Raw genomic sequence first — 20,626 nt, 5'->3', positions numbered from 1 at the left:
TTATTTTATTGGTAAATAAAACCCTATCGCGCTGCCGTGTCTTGGCAGCCGCGAGGCTCATCATAACAAAGGCGCAACATAACAGTAGAGGGGGGGCCGAACTTCAGACTGCACTTCGAAAGGCGTATTGCGGCGTTTGGCGTTATCATGGGGCGAGCAGGGTGATAACAAGGAATTTGCATGCATAATAATAATGCGCTGGCGCCAGGTTTGATGGTGGTGCACGGTAACCATTTGGAAGAGTTGAGAGAGCTGGCGGTGGCCTGGATGCGGCGTAACCCGCTGGCACCGTTAGAAAACGAAGTCATACTGGTGCAAAGCAACGGCATAGCCCAGTGGTTAAAGCTGGCGCTGGCCGAGCAGCGTAGCGGCGGCATTGCGGCGGCGATGCAGGTGGATTTACCGGCGCGATTTTTGTGGCAAACCTACCGGCAGGTGTTGGGCAGCGACAGTATTCCCCAGCAGTCACCGCTGGATAAAGCACCGCTAACCTGGCGTTTAATGCGTTTGCTGCCCGATTTGCTGGCAGACGAGCGTTTTTCCCCTTTAAGTCGTTTTTTGCAGCAGGATGATGATTGCCGCAAACGCTATCAACTGGCCGAGCGTCTGGCCGACCTGTTCGATCAATATCAGGTGTATCGTGCCGACTGGCTGGCCGAATGGGCCGAGGGGCGGGACCAGATCATCAGTGCCCGTCGCGGGCCGGTGGCGCTGGATAAGGCCGTGTTGTGGCAGCCGGCATTATGGCGCGCCTTGCTGGATGACGTGGGCCACGACCAGCTGGCCGGCAGTCGTGCCGGTGTACACCCGCGCTTTGTGGCGCATTTGCGCGACGCCGAGCAGGCCCCTGCGGGTTTGCCACGGCGGGTGATCGTGTTTGGCATTTCATCGCTGCCGGCGCAAACCCTGGAAGCCCTGGCCGCACTGGCGCGTTTTAGTCAGGTGTTATTGTGCGTACACAACCCTTGCCAGCATCACTGGGGCGACATAGTGCCGGATCAGGACCTGCTCCGGCACCAGTTTCGCCGCCATGCCCGAAAATCCGGCCAGCCACAGGTATTAACCGATAACGACCTGCACCAGCATGCGCATCCCTTGCTGGCGGCCTGGGGCAAGCAGGGGCGCGATTACATCAACCTGCTCGACAGCATTGACGATCCGGAGCATTACCGGGAACGCTTTGCCGCCATGGGCACCCGTATCGATCTGTTTGGCGAAGGAGACACCCAACATTTATTGGGTCAGCTGCAGGACGATATGCTTAACCTGCGACCGTTGGCCGAAACCCGCGAACAATGGCCGCCACTCAACATGGAGTCGGCGTCCATTCGCTTTCACATTGCCCACAGCGCGCAGCGGGAAGTGGAAATACTGCACGATCAGTTGCTGGAGTATTTTAGCCGCGATGCCAGCCTGCGCCCCCGGGACATCATCGTCATGGTGCCCGACGTCAATATTTATGCCCCGCACATAGAGGCGGTATTTGGCCAGTATCAACGGGAAGACGACCGCTATATTCCCTTTACCCTGTCCGATCAGGGTAGCCGGGGCACGGATCCCTTGTTGATTGCGTTGGAGCAGTTACTGCGCCTGCCGGATAACCGGCAAACCGTGAGCGAAATTCTCGACTTGCTGGAAGTGCCGGCGCTGCGCGATCGCTTCGGCATCAAGGAGCAGGACGTGCCCACCCTGCACCGCTGGATTGAGGGCGCCGGAGTGCGTTGGGGGCTGGATGCCCAACGCCGGGCGGCATTGGGTCTGCCCGCCGATATGGAGCAAAATACCTGGCGCTTTGGCTTGCGCCGTATGCTGCTGGGGTATGCGGTGGGCAGTGGCGATGCCTGCCTGGGCATTGAGCCCTATGATGAAATTGGCGGTCTGGATGCGGCCCTGATCGGGCCTCTGGTGCGCTTGCTGGACACCCTGGATCACTGGCATCAGCAATTGTCGCAACTCAAGCTGCCCGCCGACTGGGGTCAGGCGCTGCACGGTATGCTGAGTGACTGCTTTCTGGCGACGAATGACCGGGATCAAACCCTGATCGCCAGCCTGACCGAAGCCCTGGAAGACTGGCAGCAGCTGTGTTCCGGTGTCGATCTCGATGAAGCCTTGCCGCTGAATGTAGTGCGTGAAGCCTGGCTGGGCGCCCTGGATCAAGGGCGGCTGAGTCAGCGCTTTATGGCCGGTGCGGTGAATTTCTGTACCCTGATGCCGATGCGGGCCATTCCGTTTCGTATGGTGTGCCTGCTGGGCATGAACGACGGTGATTATCCGCGCACCGTGACGGCGCTCGATTTTGACCTGATGGCCAATGATTACCGGCCCGGAGACCGCTCGCGGCGAGAAGACGATCGCTATCTTCTGCTGGAGGCCCTGTTATCGGCGCGAGAGCGGCTGTACATCAGCTGGATAGGGCGCAGCATACGGGATAACAGCGAGCGTCCGCCGTCGGTGCTGGTGGGACAACTCAGGGACCATCTGGCCGCCGGTTGGCAATGGGACAAGGACCCCCGGCACGAGAGTGATATCGAGCATGACGTGCTGGCGGCCATCACCACAGAGCACCCGTTACAGCCCTTCAGTCGACAGTACTTTACCGGCCAGGGGCCCCTGTTCAGTTATGCCCGGGAATGGGCCGGGGTGCATAATCATTTTGCCGAGCCTCAAGAAGCTCCCTTGCCTGCCTTGCTGGGCGATAACAGCCAGCTACTGGAGCGCCAGCTGGAGCAGCTACAGCACTTTTTACGCGATCCCGTGGGGCACTTCTTTACCCAGCGACTCAAGGTGTATCTGGGGGAAGATGCCTCGCCCCAGCTGGACGAAGAGCCGTTCAGCCTGGATGGCTTGCAAGTCTATCAGCTCAAGCAGCAACTGCTGGAGCACGCCAGCGAGTCGGTTGAGGATCTCGAGTCGGTGCTGGCGCAGGCCGCCGTTCGGCAAAGCGGCCAGGGGTTATTGCCGCTGGCCGGTTTTGGTGCCCAGCTGCAAGCCCAGTTACTGGGGCCGCTGCCCGAGCAGTTACGGCGTTATCAGCGATTGTGCCAGCAGTGGCCCACCCGGCTCGACTCACCCTTGCCGCTGCACTTTGCTCATGGGGGCATTGAGCTGCAAGGCTGGCTGGGTGGTCTGCACCAACATAATGAGCAGCTGGCTCGACTCGAGCTGCAGCCGGGCAACTTGCTGCACAAAAAAGCCTTCAAGTGGCACCGGCTGCTGCGGCCCTTTGTGGCGCAGGTGGTGGCGGCAGCCTCGGGTATCGAACTGTCCACCTGGCTGGTGGGGGAAGATGCCACCCTGGAGTTCAAATCGCTCAATCAGGACGAGGCCTGCAACATATTGCGGGAATGGCTCAGCGGTTGGCGGTTGGGACTGGAGTCCCCGCTGCCGGTGGCCCTGCAAACCGCCATGGCGTGGCTGGAAAAGGAAGATGAAAACAAGGCACGCACCCAGTACGAGGGCAGTGACTATTCTGGCGGGGGAGAATGCCGGCAAAATGCCGCCTTGTCCCGCCAGTATCCCAGCTTTGCCAGCCTGACCGCCAGCGGCGAGTTTGCCCGTTGGAGCGAGCAGTTGTATCGCCCGTTATTCACTCACCAGCCCACCTTGATGAAAGCGGAGAAAAAAGCATGAGCGCATTATTACCCCCACCACAGGCAGCCACCCGGCCTCTGGCGCTGCGCTTTGTGCTGCGCGGCAGCCGCCTGATAGAAGCCAGTGCCGGTACCGGTAAAACCTTTACCATCTCGGCCTTGTATTTACGTCTGGTACTCGGCCACGGTGGCGACGCCGCCTTTGGCCGCGAGTTGCTGCCTCCCGAAATACTGGTGGTGACCTTTACCGATGCCGCCACCCGCGAGCTGCGCGACCGCATTCGGGCGCGACTGGTCGAAGCGGCGCAGGTGTTTCGTGACGACATCAAGGGCGATGACCTGCTGGAAGAACTCAAGGCCGACTTTGACCAGGAGCAGTGGCCCGCCTGTGCACGCCGCCTCGACATTGCCGCCCAGTGGATGGACGAGGCGGCGGTGTCCACCATTCATGGCTGGTGCCAGCGCATGCTGCGCGAGCACGCCTTCGACAGCGGCAGCCTGTTTACCCAAACCCTGCAAACGGATCATAACGAGCTGAAAGCCCAGGTAGTGCGGGATTATTGGCGCCAGCAATGCTATCCGCTCACCGGTGAGCCCCTGGCCTGGGTCATACAGCACTGGGAAAACCCCGATAAGCTGCTGAAGGCGATACAGCCTTTATTGCAGGAAACCGGTGACGTCACGCAGTCACTGGCCGAGCTGCTGGAGGCTGGCCTGCAGCAAAAAGCCCGGGCCTTGGCCACGCTGAAGGCCCCTTGGGATCTCTGGCTGGATGAACTACATTGTCTGCTGCATACGGGCATCGCGAACAAACAGGTTCACGGCAAGTGGCTGCAGGCCAAGCGCACCGATGGCTGGCTGGCCGCTATTCGCGACTGGCTCGACAGTGATGAGGTAGAGCTGACCCTGAGCGAGGCGGCGATTCATCGCCTGACGCCCGAGGGTATCGCCGAAGCCTGGAAGGTGGGGGAGCCGCCAACCCATCCGGCGTTTACCGCCATGTCGACCTTGCCGGCTCAGCTGGCGGAGCTGGCTGCTCCTTTCGAAACTGCCCGCCGGCATGCGGCGGCCTGGGTCAGTCGGCGCTTCGATGAAGAAAAACGCCGCCGCGCCGAAATGGGCTTCGACGACATGCTGTCCCGGCTCGACGATGCCCTGCAAGGGGAGAACGGCGATCGCCTGGCCGAGGTGATCCGGTTGCAGTTTCCCGTGGCCATGATCGATGAATTTCAAGATACGGACCCGCTGCAGTACCGCATTTTTGACCGCATTTATCAGTTAACCGACAACCCGCAGGATACGGGGCTGTTTTTAATCGGCGATCCCAAGCAGGCGATTTATGCCTTTCGTGGTGCCGACATTCATACCTATTTGAGTGCGCGCCAGGCCACCAGTGGTCGGCACGAGAGTCTGGATACCAACTTTCGCTCGGCCACGGCCATGGTGAACGCCGTTAACCGCGTGTTTTCGCTGGCCGAACAGCGAGCGGAGGGCCGAGGGGCCTTTCTGTTTCGCCAGGGCGATGACAACCCGCTGCCATTCATGCCGGTGAACGGCAAAGGCCGCAAAGAGCAGTGGTGCGTGAGTCGCACCGCAGATTCGCCGCTAACGGCAGAGCCCGCCTTGACCTGCTGGCAACTCACCCAGGACGAACCGGTGACCGCCGGCGACTATCGTGCCCACATGGCCGCCAGTGCCGCCAGCGAGATCACCGATCTGCTGAATCTGGGGCAACAAAGGCGCGCCGGCTTTGTGGAAAACGATACGCTGACACCGCTGCAACCCAGCGATATAGCGGTGCTGGTGCGCAACTTTACCGAGGCACAGGCCATCCGCAGCGAGTTGGCCGCACTGGGCGTACGCAGCGTTTACTTGTCCGATAAGGACTCTATTTTTAACAGCCAGGAAGCGCTGGATCTGATGTTGTGGTTACGGGCCTGCGCCGAGCCGGAACAAGACCGTTTACTGCGCGCGGCCCTGGCCAGTCGTACCCTGGACCTGACCCTGAGTGAGCTGGAACAGCTCAATCAGGATGAGCGCAGCTGGGAGCGTAGGGTGATGCAGTTTCGCGATTATCGCGCGCGCTGGCGTCGGCAGGGGGTGCTGCCCATGCTGCACCAGCTGCTGCACGATTTTGACTTGCCCGGCCGGCTGATGCAGCGCACCGATGGCGAGCGGGCACTCACCAATATCTTGCACCTGGCCGAGCTGATGCAGCAAGCCGCCGCCAACCTGGATGGCGAGCAGGCGCTCACCCGACACCTGGCCGAACGCGTGTTAGGCACCGAGGACACCGCCGATGAGCAGGTGTTGCGCCTGGAAAGCGATGCGGCGCTGGTGCGGGTGGTGACCATTCACAAATCCAAGGGGCTGGAATATCCCCTGGTCTTTCTGCCGTTTATCTGTTCGTTTCGTGATCTCAACAAAAAAGAGCCGATCCGGGTGCATGATGGCGAAAAGCGCAAGCTGGTGCTCTCACCGAACCAGGAGCAGTGGGAGCAGGCCGAGCAGGAGCGGTTGGCGGAAGACATGCGCTTGCTGTATGTGGCCCTGACCCGGGCGCGTCACGGCTGCTGGCTGGGCCTGGCCGACATCAGGAGCCGGGCCAAGGAGTCGATATTGCACCGTTCGGCCATCGGCCAGTTATTGGGGGCGGGGGTGGCCTTGCCCACCAGTCCGTCGTTAACTGACTGGTTAACCCCGCTGGCCACCCCCGGCGAAATCGCCATCAGTCCGCTCCCCGAGCCCAAAGGCCAGATGTTGCAGGATCTGACCCAGGCCCAGGCCGAACTCTGTTGGCGAACCCCGATGCGCCGCGCCGCCGAGCATTGGTGGATTGCCTCTTACAGTGCCTTGCGTACCGGCGCGCTCAGTTCGGCCAAACCGGCCCAGCGCTTTGAAGATACGGCGCCAGAGAGTGCGGCGGCGGCCACGGTGGCCGACGACGATCAAGAGGCGGTGTTAATGCCGCTGTTGGCGCAGGATACGCCCACGCTGCACGGCTTTCCGCGGGGGCCCAATCCGGGGACCTTTTTGCACGGCCTGCTCGAGTTGGCGGCGGCAGAAAACTTCAACATCGACTCACCGGCATTCACCGAACAGCTGGCGCGCCGTTGCCAGTTGCGCGGCCTGACCGAATGGATCACGCCCCTAACCCTGTGGCTGGGGCAACTGGTGCAAACGCCGCTGTTTGGCACCGGTTCAGGCACTGGCTTAAACGATGACCCGCAATACGATCCGGTGAGCCTGGCCGAGCTGGTGACCTATCAGCCCGAGCTGGAGTTCTGGTTTGAAGCCACCAAGGTCGATGTGCGCCGCCTGGATCAACGGGTGCAGGCGGCGGTATTGCCCGATCACCCCAGAGCCGAGTTGCTGCCCGATACCTTGAACGGCATGTTCAAGGGCTTTATCGACCTGGTGTTTGAATATCAGGGCCGTTACTTCGTGGTGGACTACAAGTCCAACTGGCTAGGGGCGGAGGACGCCGACTATACCCAGGCCGCCATGGTAGAGCAGATCGTCAAGCACAGATACGATCTGCAATATGTGCTCTATATACTGGCACTGCACCGCCAGCTCAAACTGCGTCTGCCCGATTATGACTACGACACCCACATGGGCGGCGCCTTGTATTTATTTGTGCGTCATCCCCAGGCCATGTATTACGAGCGGCCAGCCAAAGAATTGATTGAAACCCTGGATGCCCTCTTTAGTGGCGAGATCAACGAGGAGTCATCTCATGCTTCATCCTGAACCCGTAATGGAGACCCCGCTGCAGTGTCGAACCCAGATGTTTACGCTGCTCGACACCTGGGTAGAAAAGGGCTGGCTGCGCGCGCTCGACAGCGCCTTAGCGCACTTTTTTGCCGAGCTGGATCCCGATGCCGAGCCGTTGTTGTTGCTGGCCACGGCCCTGGCCAGCCACCAGTTGGGCCATGGCCATGTGTGCCTGGATCTGGAGGCGACGCTGGCCAGCCCCGACTTTGCCTTGTCCATGCCGCCGGAAGGTGACGAAGCCGGTGTTACCCAGCTACCGTCCCGGTTGCTGGCCGGGGTGACGCTGGCCGACTGGTGTCGGAAACTGCAAGCCAGCTCCCTGGTGGCCGGGGCCACAGGAGAGACTTCCACGCCCCTGGTGCTGGATGAGCAGCGTGTGTATTTGCGCCGCTACTGGCGTTATGAGCAGTCGGTGGCCCAGGCGCTGGCTAACCGGATGGCGCTGACGCCCGAGTTGCCGCAACAGTTGAGCCAGCAATTGGAGCAGTTGTTTCCCGAGCCGTTAGTGGTGGAGGGTCAGCGCCAGACCGACTGGCAAAAGCTGGCCTGTGCCCTGGCGGTGCGGGGTAATTTCAGCTTGATCACCGGCGGGCCGGGAACCGGTAAAACCACTACCGTGGTGCGCTTGCTGGCGCTGTTGCAGCAGTCGGCGGGCAGTCAGGCGCTGCGCATTCGGTTGGCGGCCCCCACCGGCAAGGCTGCGGCGCGACTCACCGAGTCGATTGGTGCTCAGGTGGCGTCCTTGCCGGTGAGCGAGGCGGTGCGCGCCACCATTCCCAGCGAGGTGACCACCTTGCATCGCCTGTTAGGCAGCCTGCCCAATAGCCGGCACTTTCGTCATCACGCGGGCAACCTGCTGCCGCTGGATGTGTTGGTGGTGGATGAAGCCTCTATGATCGACCTGGAGATGATGGCCATTCTGCTGGCGGCCTTGCCCCTGCATGCACGTTTGATTTTGCTGGGTGATAAAGACCAGCTGGCCTCGGTGGAGGCGGGCGCCTTGTTGGGTGATTTGTGTCGCGACGCCGAAGCGGGGCGCTACGATCCGGCACTGCGGGACTGGCTGGAGCAGGTGAGTGGCGAAGTGTTGGCTCATCCGGCCTTGCAGCCGGGCAATAACGAACAGCATCCGCTGGCGCAGCGCACCCTGATGCTGCGTTATTCCCGACGCTTTGGCAGCCAGTCCGGCATCGGGCAACTGGCATTGGCGGTGAACGAGCAGGATGCACGACAGGCGCGGCGCATTCTCACCGAAGGTCGCCCCGACCTGTACCGGCTGGGGCTGCGCAATGAGCAAGACAGGGCTCTGGACAAGCTGCTGCTAACCGGTTGGGGCGAGGCGCTGGGTTACGGCCATTACCTCGAGCTGCTGCAGCAAGCGCGGCCCGAGGCCAGTTGTGACGCCGATGATCCAGCCTGGGAACTGTGGGCAGGGCAAGTGCTGGCCGCCTTTGATGAGTTTCGGTTACTGAGTGCGGTGCGCAAGGGCCCCTGGGGGGTAGAAGGGCTGAATGAGCGCATTGCGACCCTGCTGCACAAGCGTGGCTTGTTAAGTGCCGATCAAGGCTGGTACGAGGGTCGGCCCGTGCTGGTCACCCGCAACGATTACAGTCTGGGGCTCATGAACGGCGACATTGGCATCGCCCTGCGGTTGCCGGACGAGCCGGGCCGAACCGTCCTGCGGGTGGCCTTTGCGCGCAACGATGGCTCGGGCGAGCTGAAGTTTGTTTTGCCGAGTCGACTCAGCGCCATAGAAACCGTGTTTGCCATGACGGTGCACAAGTCTCAGGGCTCGGAATTTGCCCACACCGCCTTGATCCTGCCCGAGAGCCTGAATCCGGTGCTCACCAAAGAGCTTCTGTATACCGGTATTACCCGGGCACGGCATCACTTCAGTTTGATAGAAAGCCGCGATCAGGTGTTTGAGCAGGCCATACAAAGACGGGTAGAGCGGCGCAGCGGCCTGCTGGCAGGATTGGCTAGATGACCGTTCGAACAGGTGAAGAGTGAGGGGTAAAGAGTGAATAGGAAGCTCTAAACCCCAACCCCTTTTGCCACGGACCCCACAAACGAAGAGCATATTTTGTAGGGTCCAATTCATTGGACCAAAAACGGCAGCACAGCCTGTAGGCTGCCGCTTTGAGCGCGCAGTTCCGTCTCAGCAGGATGGTATAAAACCATTCTGCTACGCAGAACCTGCAGCTAAAGCGCAGGACTACAAAAGGCGATGTGTATTTTTAACCAGGCGCTGGGTGCTGGGCACTGTTTACGCATTAACAGCAAACCACCGAGCCTGGCGGGTCGGTGGCTGCTGAAAATCATCTCGAACGGTCAACAGACCCTAATAGGACTGATCGTGTACCCCTTTAATGGCGCGGCCTGAAGGATCGGCCATCAGCTTCCATTGTTCATCCCATTCGATGGCCGTGGGTGTCGAGCAGGCCACGGACGGGCCACAGGGCACGCAGCGCGCGGCGGACTCCTGAGGAAAGTGGGCCTCAAAAATAGCGCGATAATAATAGGCTTCTTTATTGATGGGGGTATTCAACGGGAAGCGAAAGCCTGCCGCCGCCATCATCTGGTCGGTGACCTCTTGCTCTACCATGTCTTTAAGGCTGTCGATCCAGGAATAACCCACGCCATCGGAAAACTGCTCTTTCTGACGCCACACCACTTCCTCGGGCAGCAAGTCACTGAAGGCCTGGCGCAGTATGTGCTTTTCCATTTTTCCCTGGCCGCACATTTTGTCGATGGGGTTGAGGCGCATGGCCACATCCATAAACTCTTTGTCGAGAAAAGGGACCCGAGCCTCCACTCCCCAGGCGGCCATTGACTTGTTGGCTCGCAAACAGTCGAACATGTGCAACGCCTGTAACTTGCGTACGGTTTCTTCGTGAAACTCCCTGGCATTGGGGGCCTTGTGAAAATACAGGTAACCGCCAAACAATTCATCGGAGCCCTCGCCGGACAGCACCATCTTGATGCCCATGGCTTTAATGCGCCGTGCCATCAAATACATGGGGGTAGAGGCTCTGATGGTGGTGACATCATAGGTTTCGAGGTGATAGATGACTTCACGCAAGGCATCCAGGCCTTCTTGCACCGTGTAGGTCAGCTCGTGATGCACCGTGCCGAGGTGATCGGCCACCTTGCGCGCGGCAAGCAGGTCCGGGGCGCCTTCCAGGCCTACGGCAAACGAGTGTAACTGGGGCCACCAGGCTTTGCTGTTGTCCTGATCTTCTACGCGCCGGTCGGCATATATTTTGGCAATGGCAGAAATCACCGACGAATCGAGCCCGCCCGACAAGAGCACGCCATAGGGAACATCACACATTAGCTGGCGCTTGACGGCCGCCATTAGCGCGTCGCGCAGCTCCTCTACACTCGAGGTTTGCTGCTCGACATTGGCGTAATCTTCCCAGTCACGCTGATAATAGCGGCGCAACTTGCCTTCTTTGCTGTACAGCAAATGCCCGGGTGGAAATTCGCTAATGGTTTTGCACACCGGGGTGAGGGCCTTCATCTCGGAGGCCACATAAAAATTACCTTGTTCGTCGTGGCCGGTATAAAGCGGAATAATCCCCATGTGATCCCGACCGATCAAATAGGCATCCTGCTCTTCGTCGTAGAGCACGAAGGCAAAGATACCATTGAGATCATCGAGAAACTCAGGGCCTTTTTCCTGATACAGGGCCAGGATAATCTCACAATCCGATTGGGTCTGAAATTCAAAGTCGCTGGTCAGCTCTGCCTGCAGCGCCTTGTGGTTATAGATTTCGCCATTCACTGCCAGGGCATGGGTTCTGGCCGGGTTCAGCAAGGGTTGGGCGCCGCTGTCCAGGCCAACAATGGCCAACCGTTCGTGCACCAGAATCGCCTGCTCACAGCTGTAAATGCCGGACCAGTCCGGGCCACGATGGCGAAGCAGCTTGGAGAGCTCCAGTGCGCGAGCGCGCAGGGTGGCGACATCAGACTTGAGTTCAAGAATACCGAAGATAGAACACATAGCATCATCCTTAATTTGTTGCTCCGTACTATAAATTCAGGTTGGCAGACTCACGGTGGGATGGAAAGCAGAAATGAATAAAAAACATAAATAAAGCCACCTCATTATATATATGATAATTATTAGTGGCTTTTATGGTGAAACGTTAAATTATGCGTTTGTTTTTTGTGTTATCGATAATTGGTGATTATGTTGGTGATAGCTGCAGGCTGGGGGCAATAGGGTCGTCGATGCGAAACCAGCCCGCAATGCTGGCTCTGTCCCTTGCCGCCGGCAATACCTCATGGGGAAAGTCTTCCGATAAAAAGCACACCAGAGTACCGGCTTCGGGCGTCACTCTGTGCAAAACCGTTTTGCTTTGCAGCGGGTAGACCAGGAGCTCGCCGCCATCGCTGGCCTGCCAGTCATCGTTCAGGTAGAGCACGGTCGTGAGTCGACGATTGCTGCGGCCGCGAAAGGCATCCAGGTGCTTTTTATAAAAATCACCCGCCTGATAAAGCGCGTAGTGGCATTCGTAGTCTTTCAGGCCCATAAACAATTGGCGGTTCAGGGCCTGTTTCAGGCTGGTCATCAACGCCAGATAATAGCGTTGTACCGGCGTGTCGCCTTCTATCCAGCGGGTCTTGTCACTGCGGATCCGCTCATTGGTTTGCTGATGTTGTTCACGGCCAATGGCGGCAGGCGTCAGCTCCTCCGGGGGGAGGGTGGCCAGATCGTGGCGCAACGCGGCTGCCAGCCCGGCATCGATAAAGTGAGGGAAAATACCAATGCCGGGTCCGGCGATGGCCTCTATTATGTTACTAAAATCCTGTTCAAACTGTACAACTGCATTCACGTCGAACCCTCCATCAGGAGCGCCTATTAACACTTATCGCGACTCAGGTAGCCAGAAAGAAAAATTGCATGTGAAGGACGAGAGTACTGCTTAAACTGCCGCTTGTCATATTTAACGATGAACGATCATCAAATCGGTGGCAAACAGAGGGGATAAATGAAAAGCAAGAGAATGACAGGCACAAAAAAGCCCTTGTTCAGCGATACGCTAAACAAGGGCTTTCTCGTCAATATGGCGGTGAGGGAGGGATTCGAACCCTCGATACGTTGCCGTATACACGCTTTCCAGGCGAGCTCCTTCAGCCACTCGGACACCTCACCATATTTTTTTGTGTTTTTTGATAACAGGTGTCACTTTCACCAGCTTATTGCTTGCGGATTCATGTCCTCGGGCAGATGTAGCTGGCTCCGTAAGACGAGCGGTAATTTAGCGACAAGCCGTGGCTTGTTCAAGGCTTTTCGCTAAAAAAACGTTTAACCGGCTTAAGCTTGTGCAAATTGATCGCTTAGTGCACAGCGGAGGGTGTTTTTTGCGGTTCATCGTCCTGCATCAGAAAACCGAGTTCGGTAATTTCCTGCAGCAGTTGCTGAGTCGCCATCATGGTCTGCTGTACTATCCATAAAAACTGGCGCTGATCCATACCGGCCTGTGTATGCAGATAATCGGCCACAATCAGGCGGGGCAGGTTATCGTCCACTATATCTATAAACACCTTGAGGCTGGGGTAATTCATGTTCAGGCGGCTCAAGTCGGCCATTAACGCCAGCAGGCCGGTGGGCCTGACTTCAATCTCGGTCGTGACGATTGCGCCTTCATGCTCAACAAACAGTCGACTTTCCAGTATGCCATCCAGCTCCTGTAACTCGGACAAGTGAATGCCGTGACAGTTTTCACACACATAGTGGTCGATATAGCCGGCGGTTAGCCAACGCATGGCAATTTCTGCTGTTAACACTAAGACTCCTGACAGACAGTGGGGCGGTAAAGGGGCAACAGTGTAAACTAAAGAGCGGGTTAGGAAAATACAAAGCCGACGGCCAAGGGGTTTGTATGGGTGGATGGCCGGAATTTGCTTTTAGTGGCAAAAACGGGAATGCTCAATTTAAATAGTGTGCAGAGCCTGCCCCGTGCGCTTCAGCCATTACCGTTTGAGACTGACATAAGGAAAGTCGCTTTGAAAACGCTACTTGTTGCAATCGATTTGGAACCCGGCTCCCTGCTGGTGGTGAAAAGGGCGGCCGAGCTGGCGGCGCGGCTCAAGGCCAGGCTGCACATGGTGCATGTGGTGGATGATGCACTGACATTGTACGAGCCCATGATCGAGATATCGATGCGTCATCGGCTGAAGCAGGCGGCCGATCTGGCGCTGCAGGAGCTTTTCGAACAGTTACCCGACTCGGTTAAAGCCAACACCCGCTGCCACGTGCTGTTAGGCAAGCCCTACCAGGTGTTAAGCAAGCAGGTCAGTCAGTTGGGGGCCGAAGTGCTGATTGTCGGGCGCCATCATATAGAGCCGTTGCGGGACCTGTTTATCGGGACCACCGCCGAGCGCTTGTTGCGTCATTGCGATATTCCGTTATTGATGGTCAGTACCGACTCTGCCGAGCCTTACCAAAATGTATTGGCGGCCACAGACTTTTCCCGCAGTTCACATCATGCGCTGCAGGCGGGACTGAAGCTGGCGCCTCAGGCGAGCATTCGGCTGGTGCACGTCTGTGATCCGCCTTTCATCGGTTTTGTGCGCTACGACCCGCAGGACCTCGACAATATGCTGGGCGAGAAAAAAGCCCGGCTGCGCCAGGAAGTGGAAACCGAGATGGCGCACTTTCTGGCAGCAGGGGATAAAAGCCGCATTCAAACCGACATATTAACGGGCAATGTACAGGCTTGCCTGTTCGATGCGGTTGAGCAGCAGCGCCCTCAACTGCTGGTCTTGGGCACCCATGGCCGGCAAGGCATCAGCCGGCTGCTGATCGGCAGTGTCGCCACCAGCTTCTTGAGTACGCTTCCCTGTGATGTATTGGTTGCGAGATAAAGGCTGCATGAATGAGGGGGTGAGGCGTAAGGCGTGAAGAGACCAGACTGCCAAACAGGCGGCTAAGTAATACCTCGAAACTAATGTGGCTTTAGTCGAAATTTTTCTTTAAAGACTCAAGACTTCTTCGCCACGGAACCCACGGAACCCACGGAACCCACGGACGAAGAGCGACAGGCCAAGAGCATCTCTCTTGTAAGGTCTTACCAAGTCAATGTTCGTTTTGGTCTTCATCTTAATTTTTCCGTGGGGTCCGTGGATTCCGTGGCAAAAATAGATTTAAGTGTTTGTCTTCCCCTCACCCCTCACCCCTCACGTTTCACGATTCAAACAACTCCGGCCAATGTTGCTGGCTGTTGCCGGTCACCAAAAAGTAGGGATTTAACAATTGCCGGGTATTGGCATAGCTCAGGGGCTGGCCGTTCAATTGCAGCACCTGGCCACCGGCCTGCTCTACCACACAGTGGGCCGCTGCGGTATCCCACAAGGAGGTGGGCCCCAGACGCGGGTACAGATCGGCACTGCCTTCTGCCACCAGACACAGTTTGAGCGAGCTGCCCATGGCCACCAGTTCATGGCTGCCCAGCTGTGCCAGCAGCCGGGGCAGGGCATCTCCGGCATGAGAGCGGCTGCCCACCACACGCCAGGGGTGATTGGCGTGGTGGGTGGCCACGGCCAGCGGGCTGACCTGACCTTGAGCATCGATTTTATGGGCGCCCAGCCCCAGGGCGGCCGTGTAGCACACATCCAGTGCCGGGGCATAGACCACCCCCAGCACCGGCTTGCCTTGCTCGATGAGGGCGATGTTCACGGTGAACTCGCCGTTGCGTTTGATGAACTCCTTGGTGCCATCCAGGGGATCGATCAGCCAGTAGCGGCCCTGGGCATCGGGGCCGGGAAATGACGCCGTATCCTCTTCCGACAACACCGGCAATCCCGGAGACAGCTGGTTAAGACGCCGGTCAATCAACCGGTGAGCCGCGGAATCGGCTTCGGTCAGGGGGGAGTGATCGGCTTTTTCCGTCACGCTGATGGGGCGGCGGTAAATGTCCATGATAACGATGCCGGCCTGGCGTGCGATGGCGACGACTTCATCCATCAGGGTGGCGTTGAGGTAATTGTTGTGCACCGTGCTCTCCATAAGGTGACCTTCATATGAGCAGATATGATATAAAAAAATGCTGCTTATTCCTATTTAACAATAACAACGAACCTCATCCTGTTCAGACCGATAAATGCGTACATTCTTTGAACTTTACGCCGACTGTCGGTATCCTTGTCCCCCTTCGGCTAACGCCTCTTTTTTCATTTCGTTAATTGTGAGTCTGCTTCTTGATTTCCACCAACAACATCACCATGCAATTCGGCGCCAAGCCGTTGTTTGAAAATATTTCCGTCAAATTCGGTGACGGCAACCGCTACGGCCTGATTGGCGCCAACGGTTGTGGCAAGTCCACCTTTATGAAGATTTTGGGTGGGGATCTGGACCCCAGCTCGGGTAACGTCAGCCTGGATGTCAACGAACGTCTGGGTAAGTTGCGTCAGGATCAGTTTGCCTACGAAGAATTCCGCGTGCTGGATGTGGTGATGATGGGCCACAGTGAGTTGTGGGCTGCCATTCACGAACGCGACGCCATTTACGCCAATCTGGAAGCCACCGACGACGATTACATGAAAGCGGCAGAGCTGGAAGGCCTGGTCGCCGAGTATGATGGCTACACCGCCGAGTCACGCGCCGGCGAGTTGCTGCTGGGTGTGGGCATTGCAGTTGAACAGCATAATGGCCCCATGAGCGAAGTGGCACCGGGCCTGAAGCTGCGGGTGCTGCTGGCCCAGGCTCTGTTCTCCAATCCGGACGTACTGCTGCTGGACGAACCCACCAACAACCTGGATATAGACACCATCCGCTGGTTGGAAAGTGCGTTGAACGAGCGCAACAGCACCATGATCATCATCTCTCACGATCGTCATTTCCTGAACAGCGTTTGTACCCACATGGCCGATTTGGACTACGGTGAGTTGCGAGTGTATCCGGGCAACTACGACGATTACATGCTGGCATCGACTCAGGCTCGTGAGCGTTTGATGTCCGACAACGCGAAAAAGAAGGCACAAATTGCCGATCTGCAATCTTTTGTCGCCCGTTTTAGCGCCAACGCCTCCAAGGCGCGTCAGGCCACTTCTCGTGCCAAGCAGATTGAAAAAATCAAGCTGGAAGACGTCAAGGTGTCCAGCCGTCAGAACCCGTTTATCCGTTTCGAGCAAGACAAAAAGCTGTATCGCAACATACTGGAAGTGGAACAGCTGTCTCAGGGCTACGACGGCAACCTGTTGTTCAAAAACCTGAACATGCTGGTGGAAGTGGGCGAGCGTATTGCCATTCTGGGTGCCAACGGCATCGGTAAATCCACCCTGGTGAAAACCCTGTTCGGTGAACTGGCCCCGGTCAGTGGTGAGTACAAGTGGTCTGAAAATGCGAGCATTGGTTATTATGCCCAGGATCATGCGGCCGACTTCGATATGGATCTCACCGTTTTCGACTGGATGAGCCAGTGGCAGCAGGAAGGGGATGACGAGCAATCGGTACGCAGTGTGCTGGGGCGCTTGTTGTTCAGCCAGGACGACATCAAGAAAAAGGTGGGCGTACTGTCTGGTGGTGAACAGGGTCGCATGTTGTTTGGCAAGCTGATGATGCAAAAGCCAAACATCCTGATTATGGATGAACCGACCAACCACCTGGATATGGAATCGATCGAGTCGTTGAACATGGCACTGGAAATGTATCAGGGCACCCTGATCTTTGTGTCCCACGACCGTGAGTTCGTTTCCTCACTGGCGACGCGTATTTTAGAGCTGAGCGAAGACGGTGTGCGTAACTTCAGTGGCAGCTACGAAGAGTACCTGCGCGAGAAGGGTATTGCTTAAGTTAGTGTAAAGCGCGAGGCGTGAAGGGTAAGGCGTCAAACACTGCTCAGGTCGGGTTGACTCCTTGCTGTTATCGTTGCGCTAGCCAGAAAAAAGCCCCTGCAGGCATAAGCCTGCAGGGGCTTTTTTTATACCAATCTAAGTAAAAATAAGGTCTATTTTAAAGCTGAGTACCAGAGGAAACAGAGTCAACTCCCACGACACGCCATAAACCCATCCTTGGGGGCTCGGGAAATGACATCCCTGTCATTTCACGGTCGTGGGAGCCGAACTCTGTTGCCTCTCCACAAGCACCGAGTTGTCTGTAGATAGCACCTACAGGCAACTCCGCACCTGCTCGGGATTACTTAGCGCAGTATCAGTAGCGGTACCTGTGCGGCGCGGATCATGTTGGTGGTGGTGCTGCCGACCAGCAGCTGGCGAATGCGTGAGTGGCCATAAGCGCCCATCACTATCATGTCGATCCCCTGCTGCTGCTGATACGTCGTTAATGCCTGCTCTACGTCACCGGGCACTATGCATGACCGGGAAGGGATGCCGGCATTGTCCAGCAAGGCGCGAGCCCACTTCAGTTGCTCCTGATGCTCGGCGGTATCGGCGCCTACCAACACCAGATGCACCTCCAGCCCTGCCAGCAGCGGGCTGTCGGCCAGCATGGTGACGCTTTTGCGGGTGGTGGCGCTGCCATCAAAGGCCAGCATGATTTTTTGGGGGGCCTTGAACTCCCCCTGGGTGACCAGAACAGGACAATGCAGAACACGAATAGCCTGTTCTACCTGGCTGCCAATATGAGCATAAGCCGAGGTCGCGTCCCCACCGTGACGGCCGAGAATCAATAGCCGCGTGCTGGCTTCAAGCTCCACCAGGGTTTCAATAAATTCGCCGTGGCGTTGCAGGGGGGTGGCGGTGACGCCGTTGTTCAGGGCGCGATCCTGGGCGGCTTCCAGCATGAGTCGACCTTGTTCAATGGCCAGTTTGCTGCGCTGGGCATCGAGATCGGCCAGCTGCGCCAATAACTGCTCCTGGCTGCCCAGGCCAATACTGCCGCTCAAGTTGCTGTCCATGGCTGCCCGGCTTTTGTCCTGCACATGCAAAAAGGTCAGGGGGGCGCTCAGGCGCTGGCTTGCCCAGCTGGCAGAGTCACAGACTGCGCTGGCCTGGCTGGAGCCGTCGATACAGGCGATTACATTGGTTGTCATACAAAATCCTTCTGTTAGTGGCCCATCAGGTTATCAACGGCCTTGGGGTCATTGTGCGCCGCGAAGCGATCGACCATGGTCGCACTGGCTTCATTGAGCCCGACCACTTCTACTTCGGTTCCGTCTCTGCGGAAGGTCAACACAACCTTGTCGAGGGCACCAATGGCGGTAATATCCCAGAAGTGGGCGCGGGTCAGGTCAATACGAACATGGCTGACCACTTCCTTGAAGTCAAAGGCGCCAACAAACTGTTCGGCAGAGGTAAAGAATACCTGGCCTACGACCTGATATTCCCGGCTGCCATCTTTGGCCTTGCTGGAGCCCACATACAGGATCTGGCCGACCTTGTTGGCAAAAAACAGCGCGCTCAGCAATACACCGACCAGAACACCATAAGCCAGGTTATGGCTGTACACCACAGTCGCGACGGTGGCGATCATCACTATGCTGGAGCTGGCGGGGTGTGCTCTCAGATCGGTAATGGAGCTCCAGCTAAAGGTACCAATAGACACCATTATCATCACGGCTACCAGGGCCGCCATGGGAATTTGTGACACCCAGGGGCCGAGAAACACCACCATAATCAGCAATACCACCCCGGCGACCAGAGTAGACAGGCGACCACGACCGCCGGACTTCACGTTGATCACCGACTGACCAATCATGGCACAACCGGCCATGCCGCCCAAGGCACCAGTCGCGATATTGGCCAGACCCTGGCCTTTGCATTCGCGGTTTTTATCACTCTTGGTGTCGGTCAGGTCGTCGACTATGGTCGCCGTCATCATGGACTCAAGCAGGCCAACTATGGCCAGTGACAACGAATAGGGGAAAATAATCGCCAGGGTTTCCAGATTCAGCGGCACGTCGGGCCACAAGAACACCGGCAGGCTGTCGGGCAAGTCGCCCATGTCGCCCACGGTACGAATATCAATACCAAAGAACACGGCGACCAGGGTGAGGCTGACGATGCAGACCAGTGGCGAGGGCAGCAACTTGCCGACTCTGGGAACCAGAGGCAGCAGGTAGATAATGCCAAGGCCTGCGGCCGTCATGGCGTAGACATGCCAGGTGACGTCGATCAGTTCGGGCAACTGCGCCATAAAAATCAGTATGGCCAGCGCGTTAACGAAACCGGTGACCACAGAGCGCGACACGAAGCGCATGAGTTCGCCCAGGCGTAAATAGCCGGCGATAATCTGCAACACACCACAGAGCAGGGTGGCGGCCAGCAGGTACTGCAGGCCATGCTCTTTGACCAGAGTCACCATCAGCAGTGCCATGGCACCGGTGGCCGCCGAAATCATGCCGGGACGGCCGCCGGCAAAGGCAATGACAACCGCCATGCTGAATGAGGCATAGAGGCCGATTTTCGGGTCGACGCCGGCAATAATGGAAAAGGCGATGGCTTCGGGGATCAGGGCCAGCGCAACCACCAGGCCGGCAAGCACGTCTCCTCGGACGTTAAAAAACCAAGTCTGCTTAATATTCGATAGCATTGTGAATGTTCCAGGGTTGAAGGGCGGGTGAGGGCAGTACCGGCTAGCGCCGAGATACTCACGCGAAGATGCACAAACGCAGGCCAAGGCTCAAGCACCTCGGTGCACCATAGCGGTTAACGGTGTGATCTAGAATGGCATCTTGGTTTTATGAAAAAGATTCATACAAGTTTCATTTCTTATAAGCAATGGGCGCTAAATCGCGGGTATTATAGAGGGCAGCCGCAGGAGGGACAAGGGCACCGCCAAGGCTGTGCTTAAAACAGAAAGCGCCATGCGGACAACCCATTATCGATTTATGTTATTCATTCGTCACAAAGGAAACATCATGAGCCAGAATCGCATGTTAGGGAGCAAGGTGCTGGATATGTTGCAGCATCTCGGCTTGATAATAGTGGCCGTGGCAACGGTTGCGGCGGTCGGCATTGAAATTGGCCATATGTGGCAAGCCAGAACCGTGACCCTGGCCGATCTCTTGCTGATGTTTATTTATCTGGAAGTGCTGGCCATGGTGGCCATTTATTTGCGCTCGGGTAAGTTGCCGATTCGTATCCCCTTGTATATCGCCATAGTGGCATTGGCTCGCTACCTGATACTGGACATGAAAGGCATGGACAGCTGGCGCCTGATTACGGTGGCCGGGGCCGCTCTGGTACTGGCCATCGCCATTTTGGTGATCCGCTATGGCCACGTTAAATACCCATACGACAAAGACGACGGCGGCCATTGATTAATCGTGAGGTGCTAACAGTGAGGCGTG

General features: G+C 57.5%; 12 protein-coding genes and 1 tRNA gene. 6 read left to right on the top strand and 7 right to left on the bottom strand.

Features of this window, described 5'->3' with window-relative positions; all coding sequences use genetic code 11:
• Positions 1-180 precede the first annotated feature (180 nt).
• From recC to recD, 3 genes are read left to right on the top strand one after another with little or no spacing between them, the layout of a single operon-like run.
• Positions 181-3,630: an exodeoxyribonuclease V subunit gamma gene (gene recC / locus ACN0VL_RS02430; RefSeq protein WP_417614519.1), complete on the top strand. Its 3,450-nt coding sequence runs from the start codon at positions 181-183 to the stop codon at positions 3,628-3,630.
• Positions 3,627-7,343 (top strand): exodeoxyribonuclease V subunit beta, encoded by a 3,717-nt coding sequence (recB, locus tag ACN0VL_RS02425; protein ID WP_417614518.1) that lies wholly within the window; start codon positions 3,627-3,629, stop codon positions 7,341-7,343. Before recC ends, recB begins: the two co-directional genes overlap by 4 nt.
• Entirely contained in the window at positions 7,330-9,354 is a 2,025-nt protein-coding gene (gene recD / locus ACN0VL_RS02420; RefSeq protein ID WP_417614517.1) for an exodeoxyribonuclease V subunit alpha, read from the top strand. Before recB ends, recD begins: the two co-directional genes overlap by 14 nt.
• A gap of 354 nt (positions 9,355-9,708) precedes the next feature.
• Here recD and asnB read toward each other — a convergent pair whose 3' ends face one another.
• From asnB to ACN0VL_RS02400, 4 genes are all read right to left on the bottom strand, one after another.
• Positions 9,709-11,373 carry an asparagine synthase B gene (asnB, locus tag ACN0VL_RS02415; RefSeq protein WP_417614516.1) on the bottom strand — a complete coding sequence of 555 codons (1,665 nt, stop codon included), beginning with the start codon at positions 11,371-11,373 and terminating at the stop codon, positions 9,709-9,711.
• A gap of 187 nt (positions 11,374-11,560) precedes the next feature.
• Entirely contained in the window at positions 11,561-12,208 is a 648-nt protein-coding gene (locus ACN0VL_RS02410; RefSeq protein WP_417614515.1) for a 2OG-Fe(II) oxygenase, read from the bottom strand.
• Between the two features lie 232 nt (positions 12,209-12,440).
• Positions 12,441-12,528, bottom strand: a tRNA-Ser gene (locus ACN0VL_RS02405).
• Positions 12,529-12,713: 185 nt separating this feature from the next.
• The gene (locus ACN0VL_RS02400) at positions 12,714-13,142 is read right to left on the bottom strand and encodes a YbjN domain-containing protein (protein WP_417614548.1); all 429 of its coding nucleotides are present in this window, start codon (positions 13,140-13,142) and stop codon (positions 12,714-12,716) included.
• A gap of 240 nt (positions 13,143-13,382) precedes the next feature.
• Between ACN0VL_RS02400 and ACN0VL_RS02395 the strand changes: the two genes are divergently transcribed.
• Positions 13,383-14,243, top strand: a complete 861-nt coding sequence (locus ACN0VL_RS02395) for a universal stress protein (protein ID WP_417614514.1) — start codon at positions 13,383-13,385, stop codon at positions 14,241-14,243.
• Between the two features lie 319 nt (positions 14,244-14,562).
• Here ACN0VL_RS02395 and cysQ read toward each other — a convergent pair whose 3' ends face one another.
• Positions 14,563-15,342, bottom strand: a complete 780-nt coding sequence (cysQ, locus tag ACN0VL_RS02390) for a 3'(2'),5'-bisphosphate nucleotidase CysQ (protein ID WP_417614547.1) — start codon at positions 15,340-15,342, stop codon at positions 14,563-14,565.
• 233 nt (positions 15,343-15,575) lie between these two features.
• On the opposite strand from cysQ, the gene ACN0VL_RS02385 reads away from it, so the two are divergent.
• A complete protein-coding gene (locus ACN0VL_RS02385; protein WP_417614513.1) occupies positions 15,576-17,168 on the top strand; it encodes an ABC-F family ATPase in 1,593 nt (530 codons plus the stop codon).
• 347 nt (positions 17,169-17,515) lie between these two features.
• On the opposite strand, the gene ACN0VL_RS02380 is transcribed toward ACN0VL_RS02385, so the two are convergent.
• Positions 17,516-18,367, bottom strand: a complete 852-nt coding sequence (locus tag ACN0VL_RS02380) for a universal stress protein (protein ID WP_417614512.1) — start codon at positions 18,365-18,367, stop codon at positions 17,516-17,518.
• A gap of 14 nt (positions 18,368-18,381) precedes the next feature.
• Positions 18,382-19,866 (bottom strand): SulP family inorganic anion transporter, encoded by a 1,485-nt coding sequence (locus ACN0VL_RS02375; protein WP_417614511.1) that lies wholly within the window; start codon positions 19,864-19,866, stop codon positions 18,382-18,384.
• Between the two features lie 328 nt (positions 19,867-20,194).
• Between ACN0VL_RS02375 and ACN0VL_RS02370 the strand changes: the two genes are divergently transcribed.
• A complete protein-coding gene (locus tag ACN0VL_RS02370; RefSeq protein WP_417614510.1) occupies positions 20,195-20,596 on the top strand; it encodes a phosphate-starvation-inducible protein PsiE in 402 nt (133 codons plus the stop codon).
• Positions 20,597-20,626 lie beyond the last annotated feature (30 nt).

The organism is Oceanisphaera sp., assembly GCF_048268965.1.
Lineage (GTDB): Bacteria > Pseudomonadota > Gammaproteobacteria > Enterobacterales > Aeromonadaceae > Oceanimonas.
The sequence above is the reverse complement of the archived record's forward strand: the minus strand, read 5'-3'. Positions and strand labels throughout refer to the sequence as shown.